The organism is Streptococcus sp. 400_SSPC (assembly GCF_001072745.1).
GTDB lineage: Bacteria > Bacillota > Bacilli > Lactobacillales > Streptococcaceae > Streptococcus > Streptococcus xiaochunlingii.
In genome coordinates this window covers 1-19,613 of sequence record NZ_JVIQ01000067.1, presented here as the reverse complement: position 1 = coordinate 19,613, position 19,613 = coordinate 1, and the positions used below count along the sequence as shown (strand labels likewise).

21 protein-coding genes, 1 tRNA gene and 1 other RNA gene are annotated in these 19,613 nt (G+C 44.4%); 12 read left to right on the top strand and 11 right to left on the bottom strand.

Features of this window, described 5'->3' with window-relative positions; translation table 11 throughout:
• Nucleotides 1-82 precede the first annotated feature (82 nt).
• The 4 genes from ADH49_RS08460 (at nucleotide 83) to tpx (ending at nucleotide 3,170) form a co-directional block, all read left to right on the top strand.
• Nucleotides 83-805 carry a metal ABC transporter ATP-binding protein gene (locus ADH49_RS08460; protein ID WP_048691612.1) on the top strand — a complete coding sequence of 241 codons (723 nt, stop codon included), beginning with the start codon at nucleotides 83-85 and terminating at the stop codon, nucleotides 803-805.
• Complete coding sequence (locus tag ADH49_RS08455) at nucleotides 802-1,644, top strand: metal ABC transporter permease (RefSeq protein WP_048691610.1); 843 nt, start codon at nucleotides 802-804, stop codon at nucleotides 1,642-1,644. Before ADH49_RS08460 ends, ADH49_RS08455 begins: the two co-directional genes overlap by 4 nt.
• Nucleotides 1,645-1,655: 11 nt before the next feature.
• Complete coding sequence (locus ADH49_RS08450) at nucleotides 1,656-2,588, top strand: metal ABC transporter substrate-binding protein (protein ID WP_048691608.1); 933 nt, start codon at nucleotides 1,656-1,658, stop codon at nucleotides 2,586-2,588.
• Between the two features lie 87 nt (nucleotides 2,589-2,675).
• Nucleotides 2,676-3,170 (top strand): thiol peroxidase, encoded by a 495-nt coding sequence (gene tpx, locus ADH49_RS08445; RefSeq protein WP_040802778.1) that lies wholly within the window; start codon nucleotides 2,676-2,678, stop codon nucleotides 3,168-3,170.
• Between the two features lie 107 nt (nucleotides 3,171-3,277).
• On the opposite strand, the gene ADH49_RS08440 is transcribed toward tpx, so the two are convergent.
• Complete coding sequence (locus ADH49_RS08440) at nucleotides 3,278-4,303, bottom strand: DUF3114 domain-containing protein (protein WP_048691605.1); 1,026 nt, start codon at nucleotides 4,301-4,303, stop codon at nucleotides 3,278-3,280.
• A gap of 140 nt (nucleotides 4,304-4,443) precedes the next feature.
• Between ADH49_RS08440 and ADH49_RS08435 the strand changes: the two genes are divergently transcribed.
• Nucleotides 4,444-5,097 (top strand): metal-dependent transcriptional regulator, encoded by a 654-nt coding sequence (locus tag ADH49_RS08435; protein WP_048691602.1) that lies wholly within the window; start codon nucleotides 4,444-4,446, stop codon nucleotides 5,095-5,097.
• 293 nt (nucleotides 5,098-5,390) lie between these two features.
• Here the strand turns inward: ADH49_RS08435 and dtd are convergent, their stop codons facing one another.
• The 9 genes from dtd to ADH49_RS08390 form a co-directional block, all read right to left on the bottom strand.
• Nucleotides 5,391-5,834: a D-aminoacyl-tRNA deacylase gene (gene dtd / locus ADH49_RS08430; RefSeq protein WP_048691599.1), complete on the bottom strand. Its 444-nt coding sequence runs from the start codon at nucleotides 5,832-5,834 to the stop codon at nucleotides 5,391-5,393.
• Between the two features lie 252 nt (nucleotides 5,835-6,086).
• Nucleotides 6,087-8,306, bottom strand: coding sequence for a RelA/SpoT family protein (locus ADH49_RS08425; protein WP_048691597.1), 2,220 nt, complete (start codon nucleotides 8,304-8,306; stop codon nucleotides 6,087-6,089).
• A 251-nt stretch (nucleotides 8,307-8,557) separates the two neighbouring features.
• Nucleotides 8,558-9,307 (bottom strand): 16S rRNA (uracil(1498)-N(3))-methyltransferase, encoded by a 750-nt coding sequence (locus tag ADH49_RS08420; RefSeq protein ID WP_048691594.1) that lies wholly within the window; start codon nucleotides 9,305-9,307, stop codon nucleotides 8,558-8,560.
• 1 nt (nucleotide 9,308) lies between these two features.
• A complete protein-coding gene (gene prmA / locus ADH49_RS08415; protein WP_152904160.1) occupies nucleotides 9,309-10,259 on the bottom strand; it encodes a 50S ribosomal protein L11 methyltransferase in 951 nt (316 codons plus the stop codon).
• Between the two features lie 137 nt (nucleotides 10,260-10,396).
• A complete protein-coding gene (locus ADH49_RS08410; RefSeq protein WP_006595079.1) occupies nucleotides 10,397-10,870 on the bottom strand; it encodes a GNAT family N-acetyltransferase in 474 nt (157 codons plus the stop codon).
• A complete protein-coding gene (locus ADH49_RS08405) occupies nucleotides 10,867-11,301 on the bottom strand; it encodes an NUDIX hydrolase (protein WP_048691589.1) in 435 nt (144 codons plus the stop codon). Before ADH49_RS08405 ends, ADH49_RS08410 begins: the two co-directional genes overlap by 4 nt.
• Nucleotides 11,302-11,330: 29 nt before the next feature.
• A complete protein-coding gene (locus ADH49_RS08400; RefSeq protein WP_048691587.1) occupies nucleotides 11,331-11,873 on the bottom strand; it encodes a hypothetical protein in 543 nt (180 codons plus the stop codon).
• 22 nt (nucleotides 11,874-11,895) lie between these two features.
• The gene (locus ADH49_RS08395; protein ID WP_048691584.1) at nucleotides 11,896-12,969 is read right to left on the bottom strand and encodes a site-2 protease family protein; all 1,074 of its coding nucleotides are present in this window, start codon (nucleotides 12,967-12,969) and stop codon (nucleotides 11,896-11,898) included.
• A gap of 18 nt (nucleotides 12,970-12,987) precedes the next feature.
• A complete protein-coding gene (locus tag ADH49_RS08390; RefSeq protein ID WP_048691582.1) occupies nucleotides 12,988-13,458 on the bottom strand; it encodes a DUF3013 family protein in 471 nt (156 codons plus the stop codon).
• Between the two features lie 114 nt (nucleotides 13,459-13,572).
• On the opposite strand from ADH49_RS08390, the gene ADH49_RS08385 reads away from it, so the two are divergent.
• From ADH49_RS08385 to ADH49_RS08370, 5 genes are all read left to right on the top strand, one after another.
• A complete protein-coding gene (locus tag ADH49_RS08385) occupies nucleotides 13,573-14,844 on the top strand; it encodes a replication-associated recombination protein A (RefSeq protein ID WP_048691580.1) in 1,272 nt (423 codons plus the stop codon).
• Between the two features lie 66 nt (nucleotides 14,845-14,910).
• A non-coding RNA gene (ssrS, locus tag ADH49_RS10505) (6S RNA) lies at nucleotides 14,911-15,104 on the top strand.
• 2 nt (nucleotides 15,105-15,106) lie between these two features.
• A tRNA-Lys gene (locus ADH49_RS08380) sits at nucleotides 15,107-15,179 on the top strand.
• A 95-nt stretch (nucleotides 15,180-15,274) separates the two neighbouring features.
• The gene (locus ADH49_RS08375) at nucleotides 15,275-15,691 is read left to right on the top strand and encodes a helix-turn-helix domain-containing protein (protein WP_225305933.1); all 417 of its coding nucleotides are present in this window, start codon (nucleotides 15,275-15,277) and stop codon (nucleotides 15,689-15,691) included.
• 218 nt (nucleotides 15,692-15,909) lie between these two features.
• Complete coding sequence (locus tag ADH49_RS08370) at nucleotides 15,910-16,425, top strand: DUF308 domain-containing protein (protein ID WP_048691578.1); 516 nt, start codon at nucleotides 15,910-15,912, stop codon at nucleotides 16,423-16,425.
• Nucleotides 16,426-16,930: 505 nt separating this feature from the next.
• Here the strand turns inward: ADH49_RS08370 and ADH49_RS08365 are convergent.
• Nucleotides 16,931-17,473: a T6SS immunity protein Tdi1 domain-containing protein gene (locus ADH49_RS08365; RefSeq protein ID WP_048691639.1), complete on the bottom strand. Its 543-nt coding sequence runs from the start codon at nucleotides 17,471-17,473 to the stop codon at nucleotides 16,931-16,933.
• A gap of 236 nt (nucleotides 17,474-17,709) precedes the next feature.
• Here ADH49_RS08365 and ADH49_RS08360 point away from each other — a divergent pair, with 236 nt between their 5' ends.
• Both ADH49_RS08360 and ADH49_RS08355 read left to right on the top strand, forming a co-directional pair.
• Nucleotides 17,710-18,813 (top strand): ABC transporter permease, encoded by a 1,104-nt coding sequence (locus ADH49_RS08360; protein ID WP_048691576.1) that lies wholly within the window; start codon nucleotides 17,710-17,712, stop codon nucleotides 18,811-18,813.
• A 1-nt stretch (nucleotide 18,814) separates the two neighbouring features.
• Nucleotides 18,815-19,504: an ABC transporter ATP-binding protein gene (locus ADH49_RS08355; RefSeq protein ID WP_048691574.1), complete on the top strand. Its 690-nt coding sequence runs from the start codon at nucleotides 18,815-18,817 to the stop codon at nucleotides 19,502-19,504.
• Nucleotides 19,505-19,613: the final 109 nt, after the last annotated feature.

Below are 19,613 nucleotides of genomic sequence, written 5' to 3'. Positions count from 1 at the left end.
AAAGATTTAATCTAAATTATTTTAAAAATTAACTTGACTTAATTTTTTCATTCATGTATATTAATGGTAAAGGAGCAAAATCATGATTCAAATTGAACATCTAAGTGTTGCTTACCAGCAAACACTGGCCTTGGAGGATCTTTCCCTCACCATCCAGGGTCCAACCATCCTAGGCATTCTTGGACCCAACGGAGCTGGAAAATCAACCCTGATCAAGGCCATGCTAGGACTTCTCCCTCATTCGGGAAAGGTCCAACTCGATCAAAAAGACCTCGGCCAAGTTCTTCAACGAGTGGCCTACGTCGAACAGAAATCCGCTATTGATTTCCACTTCCCCATCACGGTGCGGGAGTGTGTCTCGCTGGGGCTCTATCCCCATCTTTCTATCTTCAAGAGAAAAAGCAAAGAGGATCTCCAAAAAGTAGAAAATGCCTTGAAACTTGTCAATCTTCTTGATCTAGCAGATCGCCAGATTGGCCAGCTTTCAGGAGGGCAATTCCAAAGGGTTCTGATCGCCCGCTGCTTGGTTCAAGAAGCAGAGGTCATCTTCTTGGATGAGCCCTTTGCTGGGATTGACTCTGTTAGCGAAGACATCATCATGCAGACACTCCAAACCTTGAAAAAGGAAGGCAAGACCATCCTGATTGTCCATCACGATCTGAGCAAGGTCCCAGCTTATTTTGACCAGATCCTGCTCCTTCATCGCAAACTGATTGCTTTTGGGAAAACAGAAGAAACCTTTACCAAAGAGAATCTTCACGCAGCCTACGGTCATGAACTTTTTATAGGAGGTGAAATCAGATGATTGCAGAATTTATCGATGGATTACAACAATTTCATTTCCTCCAAAACGCTCTCATTACAGCTATTGCCATAGGGATCGTCGCTGGTGCAGTCGGATGTTTCATCATTTTGCGAGGCATGTCTCTCATGGGAGATGCCATCTCACACGCGGTCCTTCCAGGTGTGGCCCTTTCCTTTATCCTGGGCATCAATTTCTTTATTGGCGCCATTACCTTTGGACTTTTAGCTTCCATCCTCATCACCTATATCAAGAGCAACTCCATCATCAAGAGCGACACTGCAATTGGGATTACCTTTTCTTCTTTCCTCGCCTTAGGAGTCATTCTGATTGGAATCGCTAAAAGTTCCACCGACCTTTTCCACATCCTCTTTGGGAATATCTTGGCCGTGCAAGACCAGGATATGTGGATGACCATCGGTATTGGGGTGGCGGTCTTGCTGGTGATTTGCCTGCTCTTTCGACCCTTACTGCTCACATCTTTTGACCCCGTTCTGGCTCAGTCCATGGGCGTCCGGGTCAAGGTCTATCACTACCTTCTCATGGTGCTCTTGACCTTGGTTTCTGTCACTGCTATGCAGAGTGTCGGGACCATTCTCATCGTTGCCATGCTCATCACACCCGCTGCGACAGCCTATCTCTATGCCAATAGCCTCTGGTCCATGATGCTCCTTTCATCCGGATTAGGTGCTCTTGCATCCATCCTGGGACTCTTTATTGGCTACAGCTTTAACATCGCCGTTGGGTCTTGTATCGTCCTCACTTCTGCAGTCTTCTTTCTCATCAGCTTCTTTATCGCTCCTAAGCAGAGAAAGAATAAGCACGCTCTTTCACCTCATTAAAGGAGAAACACATGAAAAAAATCGCTTCTGTCCTTGCCCTCTTTGTGGCGCTCTTATTCGGCCTTATGGCCTGTAGCAAAGGCTCTTCTTCCAAGTCCTCATCTGATAAATTGAAGGTGGTCACCACCAACTCCATCCTCGCAGATATCACCAAAAATATCGCGGGGGATAAAATCGAGCTACACAGTATTGTCCCTGTCGGCCAAGATCCCCATGAATACGAACCACTCCCAGAAGATGTCAAAAAAACTTCACAAGCAGACCTCATCTTCTACAACGGCATCAACCTCGAAACGGGTGGCAATGCTTGGTTTACCAAGTTGGTCAAAAATGCTAATAAAGTAGAAAACAAGGACTATTTCGCTGCCAGCGATGGCGTAGAGGTCATCTACCTAGAAGGCCAAAACCAAGCTGGAAAAGAAGACCCTCACGCTTGGCTCAATCTCGAAAACGGGATCATCTATGCTAAAAACATTGCTAAACAATTGATCGCCAAAGATCCAAAAAATAAGGACTTCTACGAAAAAAATCTAGCAGCCTATACTGAAAAACTGAGCAAGCTGGATCAAGAAGCCAAGCAAGCATTCAATAACATCCCAGCAGAGAAGAAGATGATCGTAACCAGTGAGGGTTGCTTCAAGTACTTCTCCAAAGCCTACGGCGTCCCATCTGCCTATATCTGGGAAATCAACACTGAAGAAGAAGGGACACCTGAACAAATCAAAACGCTGCTAGAGAAATTGCGTCAAACCAAAGTACCGTCCCTCTTTGTCGAATCCAGTGTCGATGAGCGTCCTATGAAAACTGTGTCTAAGGATAGCAATATCCCTATCTTTGCAAAGATCTTTACTGACTCGATCGCCAAAGAAGGCGAAGAAGGCGACAGCTACTACAGCATGATGAAATGGAATTTGGAGAAAATCGCAGAAGGTTTGAACAAATAAGATTCCAAACTGATTTGATTCTCAAACAAATCAGTGGCTCTTCCCCCTTCATTAATGTACAATGAAAAGAAAAAAGGAGTCTTTGCTATGACAACATTTTTAGGAAACCCTGTTACCTTTACCGGATCTCAACTTCAAGTTGGCGATACTGCTCATGACTTTTCACTGACTACACCAAACTTAGAGAAAAAATCTTTGGCTGATTTTGCTGGGAAGAAAAAAGTCCTCAGCGTGATCCCATCTATTGACACAGGTATCTGTTCCACCCAAACACGTCACTTCAACCAGGCCCTCTCTGACATGGAGGACACTGTGGTCTTGACGGTTTCCGTCGACCTTCCTTTCGCTCAAGGTAAATGGTGTGCTGCTGAAGGGATCGAAAATGCCATCATGCTCTCAGACTACTTCGACCATTCCTTCGGAAAAGCCTATGGCCTCTTGATCAATGAATGGCATTTGCTCGCACGCGCTGTCTTGGTCCTAGATGCGGACAACAAGGTCACTTACGTCGAATACCTAGACAACATCAACAGCGAACCCAATTACGACGCGGCAATCGAAGCCGTCAAAGCACTTGATTAAATAAAAAAGAGGTCTACGACCTCTTTTTTATATCTACAAAATTCGTTCAGAGACTTTCCTTAAGTGGGTTTCTAAGAGGCCTTTGTCTTCAATCCGAAAGAGGACTACTATAAAATCCGATGGAGTCCATTCTGGAGGAGGACTCGCCAGCGTAAGCGTGGGATGCCTCTGAGGAAACTCCGCACGCGCCGTGCTACCTGCTGCTTGTAGCTCTTGCCTCCTTGTGCAAAGGTTCCCTTCCGACTCCAATAGCCCTGCTCTCCGCGGTCATTCTTCGGAGCTAGATAGCGAACACCTTGCTGATAGAGAACCTTCTTGCGAAAAGCTGGATCCCATGGTTTAACGGGATCGATATCCAAGTCCTTATGAGTATGGCCTTTGGCTAAGCCATAGTTGAAACTGGCTCCATTGACAATGCCATTTTCAGAAATCTGATTCGGATCCACTTCGTTGAGAAACTGGCCACCCTGATCTAGGATATACTCTGTATGAAAGTTGAGCAAGACCTTGAAGTTCAACTGGGCCTGGGCACGAGATGGGAAGGCAAGTTGGCCGTCTTGATCCACATAGACCTTATTGTGGAGACGAGCCGCTGCATAAGCATCGATTTTGATCCCTTTTGTCTCCTGCAAGTAAGCTTGTAGCGCCTCTTCATCAGTCTGGCCCGCTCTGGCATAATGCTCCCGAATCCACTGGGCCTGGTAGGCAGAGAGCAGATAGCGAAACTGGTGAACCTGTCGTTTTAAGAGCTGATCTCCTGCTTTGCTGGCTAATGGATCCTGAGCAAATGCTACTTGAACCACTCTTGAAAAAGAGGACCAAAAAGACGAATGAGGCGGGCAATCTGGCCAGAACCGCTTCAGTAAGAAGGCAGTCTCCTCACAGGTTCCCGATAAATCCTGTGGCATGAGACAGAGATGCATAACCCCTTTTAAGAGGGCCTGGGCACGACCTGCCGTCAATCCTTGCAGTTCTCTCTGCCACATCTCTTGGAAAAGAGGGCTGGCAAAGACAAAGACAGAGCGGTAACAAGCTCGCCTTCTTGCTTTATCTTCGCAAGACTGTAATCGGTTTTCTAAGTGGCTGAGACCTCTGGTCGTCCAACCAAGCTTTTCCAATTCCTGTCCTTGCATCTGCCCCCTCCTTTCCATGTTACTCTTGGTTTATGCTTCTATACTATCATCTTTCGCCCTCCTAGACAATTCCTATCCACTGACCAAGCCATTTCGCACTTTTTTTGATATACTAGAAGGAGCGAAGAAAAGAGGACCCTATGACACCGAATAAAGAAGATTACCTCAAGTGCATCTATGAAATCGGCACGCAACATGAAAAAATTAGTAACAAAGAGATTGCGGCCCGAATGCAGGTTTCGCCTCCAGCCGTGACTGAAATGGTCAAACGCATGATCTCGGAGAATCTCCTCATCAAAGACAAGATCCACGGCTATCTGCTCACCGAGCTCGGCCTTCAAACGGTTTCCGATCTCTTTCGCAAGCACCGCTTGATTGAAGTGTTCTTGCTCAAAAAACTGGGCTATACAACTGAAGAAGTCCATGAAGAGGCTGAGGTGCTTGAGCATACTGTCTCCGACCGCTTTATCGATAAACTTGACCAGATGTTAGACACTCCTAAGACCTGCCCCCACGGAGGAACCATTCCACCTAAAGGACAACTCCTCATCGAGGCTTACCAGGACCGTTTGAGTGATGTCAGCGAACTGGGAACCTATCGTTTGCGAAGAGTCCAGGATAGCTTTGAATTGCTGAATTTTTTAGACCAGATCAAACTGACCATTGGGGATGACATTCTCTTCAAAGGCTACGACGATTACACTGGCCTCTATCAGCTCCAGATCAAAGACCAAGACATCCAGATCAATCATCTGATTGCCCAACAACTTTACATAGAAAAACATGCCCTTTGATTAAGAGCATGTCAGATTGAAGAAATAGTATTCCTAAAAACTTTCCTTAGGTGAGTACGGACGTCAGCGAACTTCTACGAAGTTCCATGACTTAGTTTTGAACCTAAGGTTTCAAAACTCCCGAGTGCTTGAAACAACAATGTTTCAAGCATTTTTCTCACGGCGGAAAGTTTCAGATTTACTTCGACAACTCAAAGTAATATAAGGATTTTTTTGAAAAATTATCCAGCTATCCTAAGTAAAAAGTAATTTGTCTACATTCAAACAAGCCCTTTAATCAAGGGCTTGTTTTTCTATGGATTTTTCGTATCGAGGATGATGGTCACCGGACCATCATTAATAAGTTCGATTGCCATATCTGCAGCGAAGACCCCTCGTTTGACAGGGACTTCCTTTTCTAACAAATCATTGAAGTCATCGTAGAGCTGGCTGGCCATCTCTGGATTGGCTGCCCCGATAAAGGCTGGACGATTGCCTTTTTTTGTCTGGGCAAAGAGGGTAAATTGAGAAATCGAGAGGATTTCTCCTTGAATATCCTTGACAGATAAGTTCATCTTCCCTTCTTCATCCGAGAAAATCCGCATTTGGGTGACCTTGCGCACCGCATACTCCAAATCCTTCTGGTCATCCTCAGGCCCCACTCCCACCAAGAGAAGAAGTCCTTCTTGAATCTGACTATAAACTTGACCGTCAATAGAAACCGAGGCCCTTTTGACCCGTTGAATCACTAATTTCATCTTATTATCCTATTTAAACAATCTATTGGGCATTCACCGCTAACCTTGAAAGAACATCGACATCAGGCAAGGCAGTGAGACGAAGACAGTACTGAAGTACGGCGAGGCGAGCTAACCAAGCAATAAATGAATTCTAACCACACTTCTCAATCTTCAAAGAAAATCGACATCAGACAAGGCAGTGAGACGCAGGCATAACTGTAGTTAGGCCAGTTGAAACTAACGCAGTATGAAGTCGATTTTCGCAGAAGATTAGCCGTTGGTACGCTTAACAGAGTACACCTCCGGCACACTCTTAATCTTATCCACAACCGTTGTCAACATGGACAAATTTGGAATCCCGAAAGAAATGTGGATATTGGCAAACTTCATATCTTTGGTTGGTTGGGCATTGACGGTTGAGATCATCTTGGCCGTATTAGAGAGGACTTGAAGGACATCATTGAGAAGGCCTGCGCGGTTGAGGCCGTAGATATCGATATGGGCGATGTAGTCCTTGGTCGAGTTATTGTCTTCCCACTCGACGTCGATCAAGCGTTGCTCGTAGTTGTCTTGGGCCCGCAGGTTCATACAGTCTTGACGGTGAATGGCAACCCCACGTCCTTTGGTAATGTAACCGACAATTGTATCTCCTGGGACGGGATTGCAACACTTAGCAATCCGGATCAAGAGACCAGAAGCCCCTTGGATGACCACGCCACCTTCATGGCGGACCTTGAGGGTGTCTTTTTTGTTTTCAACCTTGACTTCGCCACCTTTGACCAGCTCTTCAGCTTCTGCACGCGCCTTGGCCTTTTCCTCTTCTCGACGCTCTTCCTCCGTCAAACGATTAAAGACAGAGATGGCTCCGACTTCTCCAAAACCGATGGCCGCAAACAGGGCATCTTCGGTCTTGTAGCTGGTCTTTTGCAAGACCTTGTCCATGTGCTTCTTATCCATGAACTTGTTGGCAATCATATCATGCTCATGGAATTGGGCCATGAGCAACTCTCGTCCACGGTTGATCGAGAGTTCCTTGTCTTGGTTCTTAAAGAATTGGCGGATCTTATTGCGGGCCTTGCTGGTCTTGACGATATTGAGCCAGTCACGACTTGGTCCAAATGAATTTGGATTGGTGATGATTTCAACCTGGTCACCCGTTTTCAGCTTGGTAGTCAAAGGAACCATACGGCCATTAACTTTGGCACCAGTCGCTTTTTCCCCGATCTTGGTATGAATCTCATAGGCAAAGTCAATCGGTCCAGAATCCTTTGGAAGAGAACGAACCGCTCCATCTGGGGTAAAGACATAAATCTCTTCTGCCAGATAGTTTTCTTTGACAGTATCAACAAATTCCTTGGCATCATCCGCCTGGTCTTGGAGTTCCATCATCTCCTTGATCCAGTTCATCCCAATAGCCGATTCTTTGCTATTGACTTGGCCCTTGATTCCTTTCTTATAAGCCCAGTGTGCCGCAACCCCGTACTCAGCAACCTCGTGCATTTCCTTGGTACGGATCTGGAACTCGATGGGACCTTTTGGTCCGTAAACAGTGGTATGGATGGACTGGTAACCATTGGCCTTCCGATTGGCGATGTAGTCCTTGAAACGGCCTGGCATAGGCTTCCACAACTCGTGGATATAGCCCAGCATGGCATAGACATCGCTCGGTGATTCCAGGATACAGCGAATGGCAATCAAATCATAGATTTCATCAAAGCGTTTCTTCTTATCCTGCATCTTGCGGTAGATGGAGTAGATATGCTTAGGACGACCATAGATTTTCCCATAGAGGTGGCGTTCTGCCGCATAGGACTCGATCTTTTGGACAACTTCTTCTACCAAGGCTTCCCGCTCGCGACGCTTCTCCTTCATCATATGGGAAATTTTATAGAACTCGACTTCATTCAGATAACGGAAGGATAGATCTTCCAATTCCCACTTGACGCTGGAAATCCCGAGACGGTGGGCTAGCGGCGCATAGATTTCCATGGTTTCTTGAGAAATCCGTTCTTGCTTGTCCTTGCGTAAATGCTTCAAAGTCCGCATGTTGTGCAAGCGGTCTGCTAGCTTGACCAAGATGACACGGATATCCTGAGACATGGCCATGAGCATCTTGCGGTGGTTCTCTGCCAGCTGCTCTTCATGGGACTTGTATTTGACCTTCCCGAGCTTGGTCACTCCATCAACAATCACTCGGACATCGTGCCCAAATTCACGTTCTAAATCATCCAGGGTCGCGTTTGTATCCTCGACAACGTCGTGCAAAAAACCACAGGCAACCGTCACAGCATCCAACTTCAATTTTGCCAAAATGCCGGCAACTTGAATAGGGTGGATGATATAGGGTTCACCTGATTTACGGAATTGCCCACTATGGCAGTCGACTGCATAAAGGAGAGCTTTTTCTACAAATGCAACATCCTCTCCCGACAAGTATTTTTTGGTAAGGGCAATAACCTGGCCCCCTGTTAAAGGTTCTTCTTTCGGCATCTAGTTTTCTCCACTTTCTTGCCTTCTATTCTATCACTTTTAGCTCTATATGAAAACTAGTCCGATTGACTTTCATGCTATTTGAGGAGCTTTCCAGCACTATCAGCCAGAAATCCCAAACGTAGGCTCCCTTTTTATACAAATACTCCATTTTTTATAAAAAATCCATTAATTTGTAATATATAAAAAATAAGAAAACGAATAAATTCTGAATAAAATAAGATATAGAAGAAACGCGTGAAGATCTACCTTCACGCGTTTTTCATTAATTCTGTAACAACACTCACTGCGCTAAGGGCATAGAGTGGGGCGGTTTCTGCACGGAGAATCCGAGGGCCAAGGCCTGCAAGGACTGCTCCTTTAGCTTCAAAACTTTCAATTTCAGCAGGTGAAAGACCACCTTCTGGACCAAAGATAAAGAGAACCTTGCTCCCTTTTTTAAGACCACTTACAGCTTGTACAAGAGCAGCGCTTTCGCCTTCTTTGGCCGACTCTTCATAGGCCACCACGATGCGGTCAAACTGGTCGAGTTGGGCTAGAAAGTCTGCCTTTTTCTCAAAAAGGGTAATGCTTGGAACAAGATTCCGCTTGCTTTGCTCTGCTGCTCCAAGGGCGATTTTTTCTAGTTTTTCAACCTTTTTACCCAATTTCTTGCCATCCCACTTGGCAACTGACCAATCGGCAGGAAAGGCCCAAATTTGACTAGCACCTAGCTCTGTTACTTTTTGAGTGATAAACTCCAGCTTGTCTCCCTTGGGAAAGCCTGAAGCGATGGTCACTTGAATAGGTAGTTCCACATTGTCAGCTAATTCTTTGATTAGCTCCAACTGACGAGCCTCCACATTGACCACGCGCGCCAAACGCTTGATCCCATCATCAAAGACTAGGGTCACCTGGTCATCTTCTTTCAATCGCATGACCTGAAACATGTGCTTGCTAGTTTCCTTATCCTCGATAGTGACAGGTGAGCTAGCCAAACCTTTTACAAAATACTGTTGCATGCTAGCCTCCAATCACACCAGAGATATCCTTAGTTTTTTTGAAGATACAGGCGTTCCACTCACCTTGGATCATGTGGGTTTCAAGGAAAAATCCAGCTGACTCAGCCGACTCACGCACCATGTCCCATTTGTCCTTAATAATGCCACTCATGATGAGGTAGCCTTCATCCTTGACCAAGCGATAAGCATCATCCGTCAGATGAATGAGGATATCCGCCAAGATATTGGCCACGATAACATCTGCCTCAATCTCCACACCTTTGAGCAAATCACCTGGGGCTACATGGATATTTTCCATGCTAGGATTGAGCTCAATATTTTCTTGAGCGACTCGAACCGCTACGTCATCCAGGTCATAGGCGAAGATTTCCTTGGCACCTAGAAGTGAGCTAGCAATGGAAAGAACCCCTGAACCTGTCCCCACATCCAGCACTGTTTCGCCACCACGAAGGACCTGCTCCAAGGCAAAAAGGCTCATCTTGGTTGTCGGGTGGGTTCCTGTTCCAAAGGCCATGCCTGGATCTAGCTTGATAATCTTTTCTCCCGCCGTCGCCTCATAGTCCGTCCATGACGGCACAATGGTCAAGTCATGAGTGATGCGAGCTGGTTCATAGTATTTCTTCCAGTTGTCGGCCCAGTCTTCCTCAGCCAAGGCAGACGTCCCCATCTTGACCTCTCCCAGATCCATAAAGTCGGTCAATTCTGCTAAGCGAGCCTGCAAGTCAGCCTCAACCACTGCTACATCAACCGTATCCGGATAGTAGGCCGTGACCACGATTTCTTCTTGTTGCTCGACATCAGGAAAAATCTCACCGAAGCGGTCGACATTTCCCACATAGTCCATACTGTCTTCGATTGCGACACCCTGGGCGCCTAACTCAATCAAGAGATTGGAAACTAATTCCTCTCCTTCACGCTTGACTGTAACTTTTAACTCTTGCCATGTTTCCATCATTAAGATACCAAGCCCGTAAAACACAAAGCCAAAATAGGAAACTCTCTGAAGACACTTGTGTCTAAGAGAAGTTTATCTTTTTGGCACAGTGTTTAGGGCGGGTTCAGTTTAGAAATTTAACCGAACCATCCTTTCTATTTCTCTATCAATTTTTTCATGTAGACCATATCCATGCCTTCTTTTTCAGGCTCGATATGGGTTTGATGGTAGCCATTCTTCTCGTAGAAGGCGACCATGCCTGCATCTTGTAACACCGTACACAAATCCCATTGTCTAACGGTTGAAAATTCCTCTTCTAGCAAGCGTAATCCTTCAGATCCATACCCTTTTCCCTGATACGGAGGCAGAATCGCTGCGGTCCCCAACCAAGCTTCCGTTAACTCTTCATTGGTATGAATTCGTAAAAAACCAATCTTCTCTTCGTTTTCTTTCACAAAGTAGTAATAGCTATAGGGTCGCTCAACTAATTTCCATTTAATTCGCTCGCGATCTTCTAGATAGGGATCATATTCATCTTTGTATTTGTCATAGACTGCCTTAAAACTGGCTCTTTGAATGGCAATAATGGTTTCTAAATCCTCTGCTCCTGCTTTCTCAAGTGTTATCATAAACTTTTCTCCACATAATCTCTCACTCGTTCTTGTAATTGGGGAACGACCCGATCTGACGCCAAAAACTCTTCAAGTCTCACTAACTTATAGCCCTGTCCCTCGTCTCCAAAGACAATACTGTCAAACTGTTCCTGTGTCAATTTCCCAACTAAAAAGACGGAGTTTTTGTTCTCATCTAACATGCTGGGGTAGATCCAAGACCAAATCATGTCATCTTTCGACAGTTGGATAGTCAATTCTTCATAGACTTCACGCGCTGCACACTCGAAAGGACTCTCGTCCCCTTCACGACCACCACCTGGCAAGTCCCACAGATTAGGCCAAGGAATGGTTAGTTTGTCATCACGCAAGATGGTCAAAATTCGCCCATCACAAATCAAAGCAATCTTACAACCCATAAAATCCAAGTGTTTATCCAATAATTCCATGATGATGACCTTTTCTTATCATAACCTAGCTAGCCTTCTTCAATCACCTTTTGGCAATCTGCATCCCAGTATGCCTGCCATCTGCCATGTTTTTTAGCAAAATAAACCGTAAACTCATCGTTTACATAATCTGCAACATAGCGAAGATTAGGCGGATTTTCCTCAAAACTTAATACCCAAGGATGGAAGTAAAAAGTTTTCTCCCACCTCTTCTGAGTATAGCCCAAATCCTTGGCAAACTGAGGGATGGGTTGTTGCATCTCACTTTCCAAACAAGACTGAATGGCATTGTCAATACTATTTAAACGAGCTAATAGTTGTTGAAACTGCTCTTCTTCCTCCGTCTTAAAACCAACTAGAAATTCAAATTCCGCAAAATCTTCAGGAAATTCAAGTTCTGTGATTTTACCATCCTCTGCGTAGCGTCCCTCCTCATTAACGAGGCGACGAGTTCCAAACTTCAATATTCGCTCGAAATCTAGATCCGCAAAGCGATTTCGAGGAAGGATCGACTCACGCTCTTGAGATTTTTGGGATTTTTTACTAAATAACCGCTTAAATATCTGAAGCATCGTACAGCTCTCTTTCCTTTTCTCAGCTCAGCTGAGTCTCTTCTTCCTGTATTGCTTGTTCTAACTCATCTAACCACTGCTGGTAATAGGCTTTCTCATCCCGCAACATGCGACTTACATCCATCTTCTGTCTAGCAAGCTTGATCGCCTTGTGGGTCTGGGCCAAATCCTTCTTGACCTTAAATTGATACCAGGCTTGGACCGCCTGTATATTGGTCAATTTCATCGACAAAAAAGACTTGACTCGTCGAATGGTCGCGTATTCCTCTGCTTTTTCATGATCTCCTTCCAACAAGGCGATATGCAACAGAGATAACTGAACGGCCGTTTGAATCATCGGATTATCTGCCCTCTCCAGTAAAGACTGAAACTGCTCTTTAGCCGCCTCTCGATTGCCCTCTAGAATCAAGACTTCTCCTTGAAGGGCTAAGACACCCTCCACAAAGCCTCCTTGCGCCTCCTCAGGAACAGGTCTAACAAAATCTTTCAGATCGTAATCTTCTGGTGCTAACAGGGTCTGAGCAGAATGGCGCAATCCTAGATAAGCATAGGGTACATTTTCAGGATGGTGCATCAATTCTAAAATTTTGGCTCCATCTGTAATCCCAAGAGGGAGAACATTGGCCAAAATGAAGGAGAGATTGAGACAAATCCATGTGCCTGCAAAATACCAACTCTGTGTCAGAACGCCAAAGAGGATGGATAAGATGAGTAAGGTCAAATGAACCAATATCCCACCTGAGAGCATCAAGATCATTCGTTGATCACTTTCATCCTCTTTTAGTCCAATATACTGGGCGCCGACATTTTTCAGAACTGCCGTGTGGCTAAGACGAAACTTTCCTTCCTTTTTAGTCAGGAGGAAACTTCCCAAGCCCAAAGCGACGAGGCGATAGCCCGTCAGATAGCCACAGAAAGCATGCCCCAGTTCATGAAGAATAAAAATGAGGTACATGCTACCAAAAGTGAAGAGATAGCCCGGTACAAAAACCAGTTGAAAGCCTAAATCCGTAAAGGCAATCGTCCCCAAGGCAAAAGCCCCCATCAAGAGCAGAAAGGACAGGCCGTAAACCAGGTAAGTCCCAATTTTCTTCATAAAATCTCCAACCAACTCCTAATATCTCGGATAAGGATAAAATTCTCCCTCTTCCAAGCCAACTTTGCCTTCTTCAAAGACTTCTTGGTTCCAGACGATCTCAAAGCTCTCTGCTTCTTCGTCTGCTAAGAAATCCATGAGGTCATCCAAGGCTAGCTCGGCTGTATCCTTTAGGAAGGTCGCAAAATAGGCTAGAAACTCCCGAGACAAGCCTTTTTTCGGCTCATACGGAATAGCCGTTAAATAGGCATCTTCGTCCACATGCGACTTGGCTGGATTGTAGAAAATGACGGCTTCTTCAAAGAAGATATCCTCGTCAGACTCTTCCCCCGACTCATCGACTAAGGCAACCCCTCCTGTGTTTTGCACTTCCAAGAGAAAAGCCACTTCTACCGCATGATTTTTCTTATCCCAATTGATCTCAAAGTCAAAGGGAAAGACCTTGTCCATTTCCTCTTCTAAAACATCCAAAAATCCATATTTAGACATCGTGTCCTCTTTCTAATTTCCCACTCTTAGAGCGGAATATGATACAATAGTTACTACAATCTTACCATAAAAACTGCCTCTTTTAAAGGAGACAAAGCTAGAAAGGAGACCCTCATGCCGGACAATCTCGCCCTGCGCATGCGCCCCAAAACCATCGACCAGGTCATCGGCCAAGAGCACCTCATCGGGGAGGGGAAAATCATCCGCCGCATGGTGGAGGCCAATCGTCTCTCGTCCATGATTCTCTATGGCCCTCCAGGGATTGGCAAGACCAGTATTGCTTCTGCCATCGCGGGCACGACTAAGTATGCCTTTCGGACCTTCAATGCAACCGTCGACAGCAAAAAACGCCTGCAAGAGATCGCAGAGGAAGCCAAGTTTTCAGGTGGCTTAGTCCTGCTTTTGGATGAGATCCATCGCCTCGATAAGACCAAACAAGATTTTCTCCTGCCTTTGCTCGAAAGCGGTCTGGTCATCATGATCGGCGCAACGACTGAGAATCCTTTCTTCTCCGTGACGCCTGCCATTCGCAGTCGGGTACAGATTTTTGAGTTGGAACCCTTGACCAATGAGCAGGTCAAAGAGGCTATCCAGTTGGCGCTGAGCGACTCTGAGCGGGGCTTTGACTTTCCTGTAACCCTCGACGAGGAGGCCTTGGATTTCATCGCCACTTCGACCAATGGAGACCTGCGTTCTGCCTATAACTCTCTCGATTTAGCCGTCCTCTCTACCAAGGAAGGGGAGGATGGCGTTCGCCACATCAGTCTCGACATCATGGAAAACAGCCTCCAGCGTAGCTACATCACCATGGACAAAGATGGAGACGGCCACTATGATGTGCTCTCTGCCCTACAAAAGTCTATCCGTGGTTCGGATGTCGATGCCAGTCTCCACTATGCCGCACGCTTGATTGAAGCCGGTGATCTACCCAGCTTAGCTCGTCGCTTGACAGTCATTGCCTACGAAGATATCGGTCTGGCTAATCCAGATGCGCAGATCCATACGGTGACAGCCCTTCAGGCAGCGGAGCGGATTGGCTTCCCTGAAGCCCGCATCCTCATCGCCAACATCGTCATCGACCTGGCCCTTTCACCCAAGTCCAACTCGGCCTACGTCGCCATGGACAAGGCTTTGTCTGACCTCCGTAAGTCGGGCAACCTTCCTATCCCCCGCCACCTCCGTGACGGTCATTATGCTGGTAGCAAGGAACTGGGGAATGCCCAAGACTACAAATACCCCCACAATTATCCTGGTAATTGGGTCCAACAGGACTACCTACCAGACAAGCTGAAGGGTACCTCCTATTTCACTCCTAATGAGAATGGCAAATACGAGCGAGCCCTAGGGACGACAAAAGAGAAGATTGATCAACTCAAGAAAAGGTGATATCGGTTCCAAAAAAATGAGATTTTCCCTTGAAATTTTTTTGAAATATGGTATCATATACATATAGAAACGCTGTGGTGTACGACTTCACACTTAAGTGTTGACCGACTATTTTTTGTATTATTAGGGAAACAAAGGACTTCTAACAGCATGCAGGCCGTATCACGCGGAAGCAGCTTCAGTTAGAGCAAGTTGCCCACCTGCTTAATTGCGCGGGTTCAATACAAACCGTGAAGTTTCGGCACCAATACAGCTTTTTTTTGCCTCCTTAGCTCAGTTGGTAGAGCAGTAGACTCTTAATCTATGGGTCGCAGGTTCGAGCCCTGCAGGGGGCATCTAAATCAACAGGAAAAAGCCTTGATTTATAAGGCTTTTTTGCTTGTCTATAACTGATTTGCCCCATCATTTGCCCCACATTTTTTTATGAGCAATCTTTCCAGACATCTCTGATTACGAAAAACAAAAAAGCTATCCTACCTTTGCAAATTTGGATAAGATAGCAGAATATTTTAATGCAACTCCAACCCAACTATTTGGAACTAGTAAAGAGATTGAGTTAGAAAAGAGTGTTCTTGAATCTAATGAATACTCTGATAAAGTAAGTGAGATTTTAAAAGCTGTCAAATACATCGAAGATTTTCTAGAAACTGATGGACAGTACTTAGAGGATTTACTTTACTTAACAAGAGGCAACCAACTATACACAGAAGATGGAGATGAGTTGTATATTGATCCAACTTCTCAGAAAAGAACACTTCATAACCAATATGAACCTGGTTTTATTGAAGCAAGGGATAAATCTCCACTAGAACTCTTAATTGAAAATAAGGAATTGTTTGATAAATAGAAAAAGCGAGGATAACCTCGCTTCAGATTGAAGTTAAAATCTTTAGAAGACACTTTTATAAGGACTTTGTCTTCAATCTGTGAAAAGGAGTGAAAACTCCTTTTCTTTTTGTAAGTCAGACTGAAACTTCCAAATTGTTTATTTATTTTATTGACATTTTCTATAAAAATAAGTACAATAGTTTTATTAGCAAACTATACTATATAGGGGGTATTGAAATGAAATTTTCTAATCGTTTACTGCTATTCCTTGCAGGAGTTGTTTTTGTCCTTTTAGGACTTTTCCTATTTACAAACCCAGTAGCTAATCTTGTTGCTTACAGCTGGTGGATTTCATTTGGTTTACTGGTTTCTTCTATAGCAGCTATTTTAGGCTATTTCTCTGCACCAAAAGAGCTTCGCTCACCTGTTCATCTTTTCCAAGGATTTGTTAGTCTTCTCTTAGCTCTTTACCTCGTTGCTTATGGCTTTGTGACCCTGCCGGTCGTCATTCCGACCATTGTAGGAATTTGGTTAATTGTAGAAGCCATTATTGCTTTCTTTAAAGGCAATCGTCTAGGATTGATTTTCCCTATTATTGGTAGCAATATCACGTGGGTAGCCTTGCTTGAATTTTTACTAGGTCTAGTGATTCTGTTCAATCCAGTGGCTACAGGTGTCTTTGTCGTTTATGTCATTGCCTTTTCATTTTTAGTTACTGGCTTCACCTACATTATTGAGGCCTTTCGTAAATAGTCTAGTTGCTATTTCTATCGCATTCAAAAAAGCTGGGAAATCATATTCTCAGCTTTTTCGTCTCTTTAATTATCACTTTTTCGCATTCCATTCTACGTAGAAATTTATTTTTCCATTTTATTCTCCAATTTGATCTCGCACTGACATTTATTTATAACAAAACTATATATCTAGAATAGCATAATCATTAGGTATTATAGGTTTTCAAACAAAATACGAGTCATTCGTTTTTGCCCCGCTTTTGCCCCATTTTTAAATCCTGACATTGAAAATACCTAAAAGTATTTCCCTAAAATCAGCTATATTTCAACATTTTTGTTTATTTTCAATATGAAAAGTTCTTACAAATCCATGTAGGGGGCATCCAACAATACAACAGGAAGCCTGATATATCAGGCTTTTTTGCTTGTTATTTTATTTTTTGTACCAAAAAATTTATATTCACAAAATAAGCGAGTCTCATTCAAAGAATCGAAAAAACCACCGCGAGGTTGGTTCTTTTTTATCAATCATCAAACACTCCACCTGTAAGCTGGTACATGAGGTAAATGTGTTCCAGGACTTTTACCTTATCCATATGGTCCACATCTTTAAAACCTCCTAATGCTAGTAAAGGAACAAAACCGAAACATTCATCGTAGGCCAATTCACCATGTTTGGCAACAGCTTTTTTGTAGAGTGGAATATCGAAATAATCGTCTTTGAAATCTTCATCATCAACATACTCTATGAAACGATCCATACGCTTAATCATAATATCCAAATCTTGAATATTGTATTGGACAATTCCCACATAGACATTCTCTTCCCAAGTAATAATATCTCCAAATGCTGTCACGAACATAGGAAAAGCGATATCTCCTCTGAAATAACTATCTTGGAGAAGTTCAAAATAGTCATCTGGATTAATGACTTTGAGATAACCATCTAAAAAGGTTCCCAAGCCATCCTCCTGCCAAATCTGTAGCAACTCAGCAGGAACTTGATTCTTATACTTTTCAATGACTTCTTGGGGCATATCTGCCTCTTTGATAAAGTTTTCTAACATGTTATCCTCCGATTTGGTTTTTAGCATCGTTTCTCTATAATCCCAGTATACCATAAACCATATGTATCAGAGTCTACTTAACAAGAAGAATAACAGTTTCATAGGCATTTAAGTATCTAAAGGAAAGATAATAAGAATAATGTTTTTGAAACACTCTACCAAACACCATCCCCATATTATCCCCCCACTTGTGGTATGATGATAGAGTATGTTTAGGTGCTAAAAGGAGAACGAATATGAAAATTGCATGGAATGAAATTAAATACCAACCCAAGAAGTTTATCCTGATTGAACTCCTCATTACCATTCTCATGTTTATGGTGGTGTTCTTGTCCGGTCTAACAAATGGACTGGGGCGTTCGGTATCGGCCCAAATCGATAACTATGGGTCGCTGCACTACATCCTTTCGACGGATTCAGAAGGGATTATCCCCTTTTCAACCATTACGGCGAAAGATTTAGAAGAGATCCAAAAGATAGAGGGAATGGACTATTCTGGCTTGTCGATCCAGCGGGCAACCGTCTCAAAATCAGAGGATTCCAATACTCTGGACATCACCTACTTCGCGACCGATCACAATGACAAAGAAATCCTCAATCCAATCATGGAGGATACAGACATCAAGATCTCCGACCTAAAGAAAAACGAGGTCATTCTGGACCATTCTTTCAAAGAGGATGAGGGAATCCAAGTCGGCGATCAAGTGATCGACAAAACTTCTAAGCAAAAACTCAAGGTCGTGGCTTTCGCAAAAAATGCCAAATACGGCTATAGTGAGATTGGTTTTATCAGCTCGGAGACCTACACAGGCATGAGACAAAAAACAGATCCAAGCTATCAATGGCAAGCCCAAACCCTTGTGACCAAGAAAAGCATCCCTTCTAGTGATCTAGCCAGCAACTTGATGGTGGCGGATAAGAAGCAAGTGATCGATAAAATCCCTGGCTACAAGGCTCAAAACCTGACGCTACGGATGATCACGTGGGTGCTACTACTCGCTTCTTCTGCTATCCTTGGGGTCTTCTTCTATATCCTCACCCTGCAAAAGTTAAAACAGTTTGGTGTCCTAAAGGCCATTGGCATGTCCATGAGCCAGATTACCTATGTCCAACTATCCCAGCTCACCATCATCTCCCTCATCGGAGTACTGCTGGGGCTTGGCCTGGCAACTATGATGGCGCCATTTTTACCCAATAGCGTCCCTTCCTTTATGACCCTGAAAGACAACCTCACCATCTCGGTTAGCTTTATCTTGACCTCTATTTTGTGTGGTGCCTTGTCCCTTGTCAAAATCAAAAAAGTAGATCCAATCGAAGTCATTGGTGGAAATGGAGAATAAAATGGCCATTATCGCATTAGAAAATATCAGAAAATCCTACGCCGATGGCAGCCAGATGCACCATGTCCTCAATCAGCTGAATTTAAGCGTCGAACCCAACGAATTTGTCGCCATCTTGGGCCCTTCAGGATCTGGTAAATCCACTCTCTTAGCCATCGCTGGTTTACTCTTATCAGCAGACGAGGGGCGGATTTCTATCGCTGGCCAAGACTTGACCGGCCTCAACCAAGGCCAGTGGACGCAAAAACGGCTGGAATTGCTCGGCTTTATCTTTCAAGATCACCAGCTCCTCTCCTATATGAAAATCGGTGACCAGTTAGAACTGGTGGCCAAATTGAAGGGAGAAAAGGACAAGAAAAAACGCCAAGAAGAAGTTAAAGCCTTGTTGGCAGATCTGGGCATCGAAGCTTGTTACCACCAATACCCGAATCAGATGTCCGGTGGGCAAAAACAACGGGCAGCCATCGCTCGAGCCTTCATCGGAAATCCGCAGGTCATTTTAGCCGATGAACCAACGGCTAGCCTAGACCCAGATCGAGGGCAAGAAATCGCCCAGTTGATCCGGAAAGAAGTCAAATCCAAAAACAAGAGCGCCATCATGGTGACCCATGACCGCTCCATCCTGACCTATGTGGATACCATTTATGAATTAAAACATGGTCAATTGCTAAAGGTCGAAAAGCTTGATTAAATACAAAAAGAGGCTAGGACAAAAGTCCTAGCCTCTCAATTGTCTGTGCATTGTCGAGCAAGACGCAGTGGTTGAGTGGGCTCTACTACGCTGATTTCATCAGCTTTTA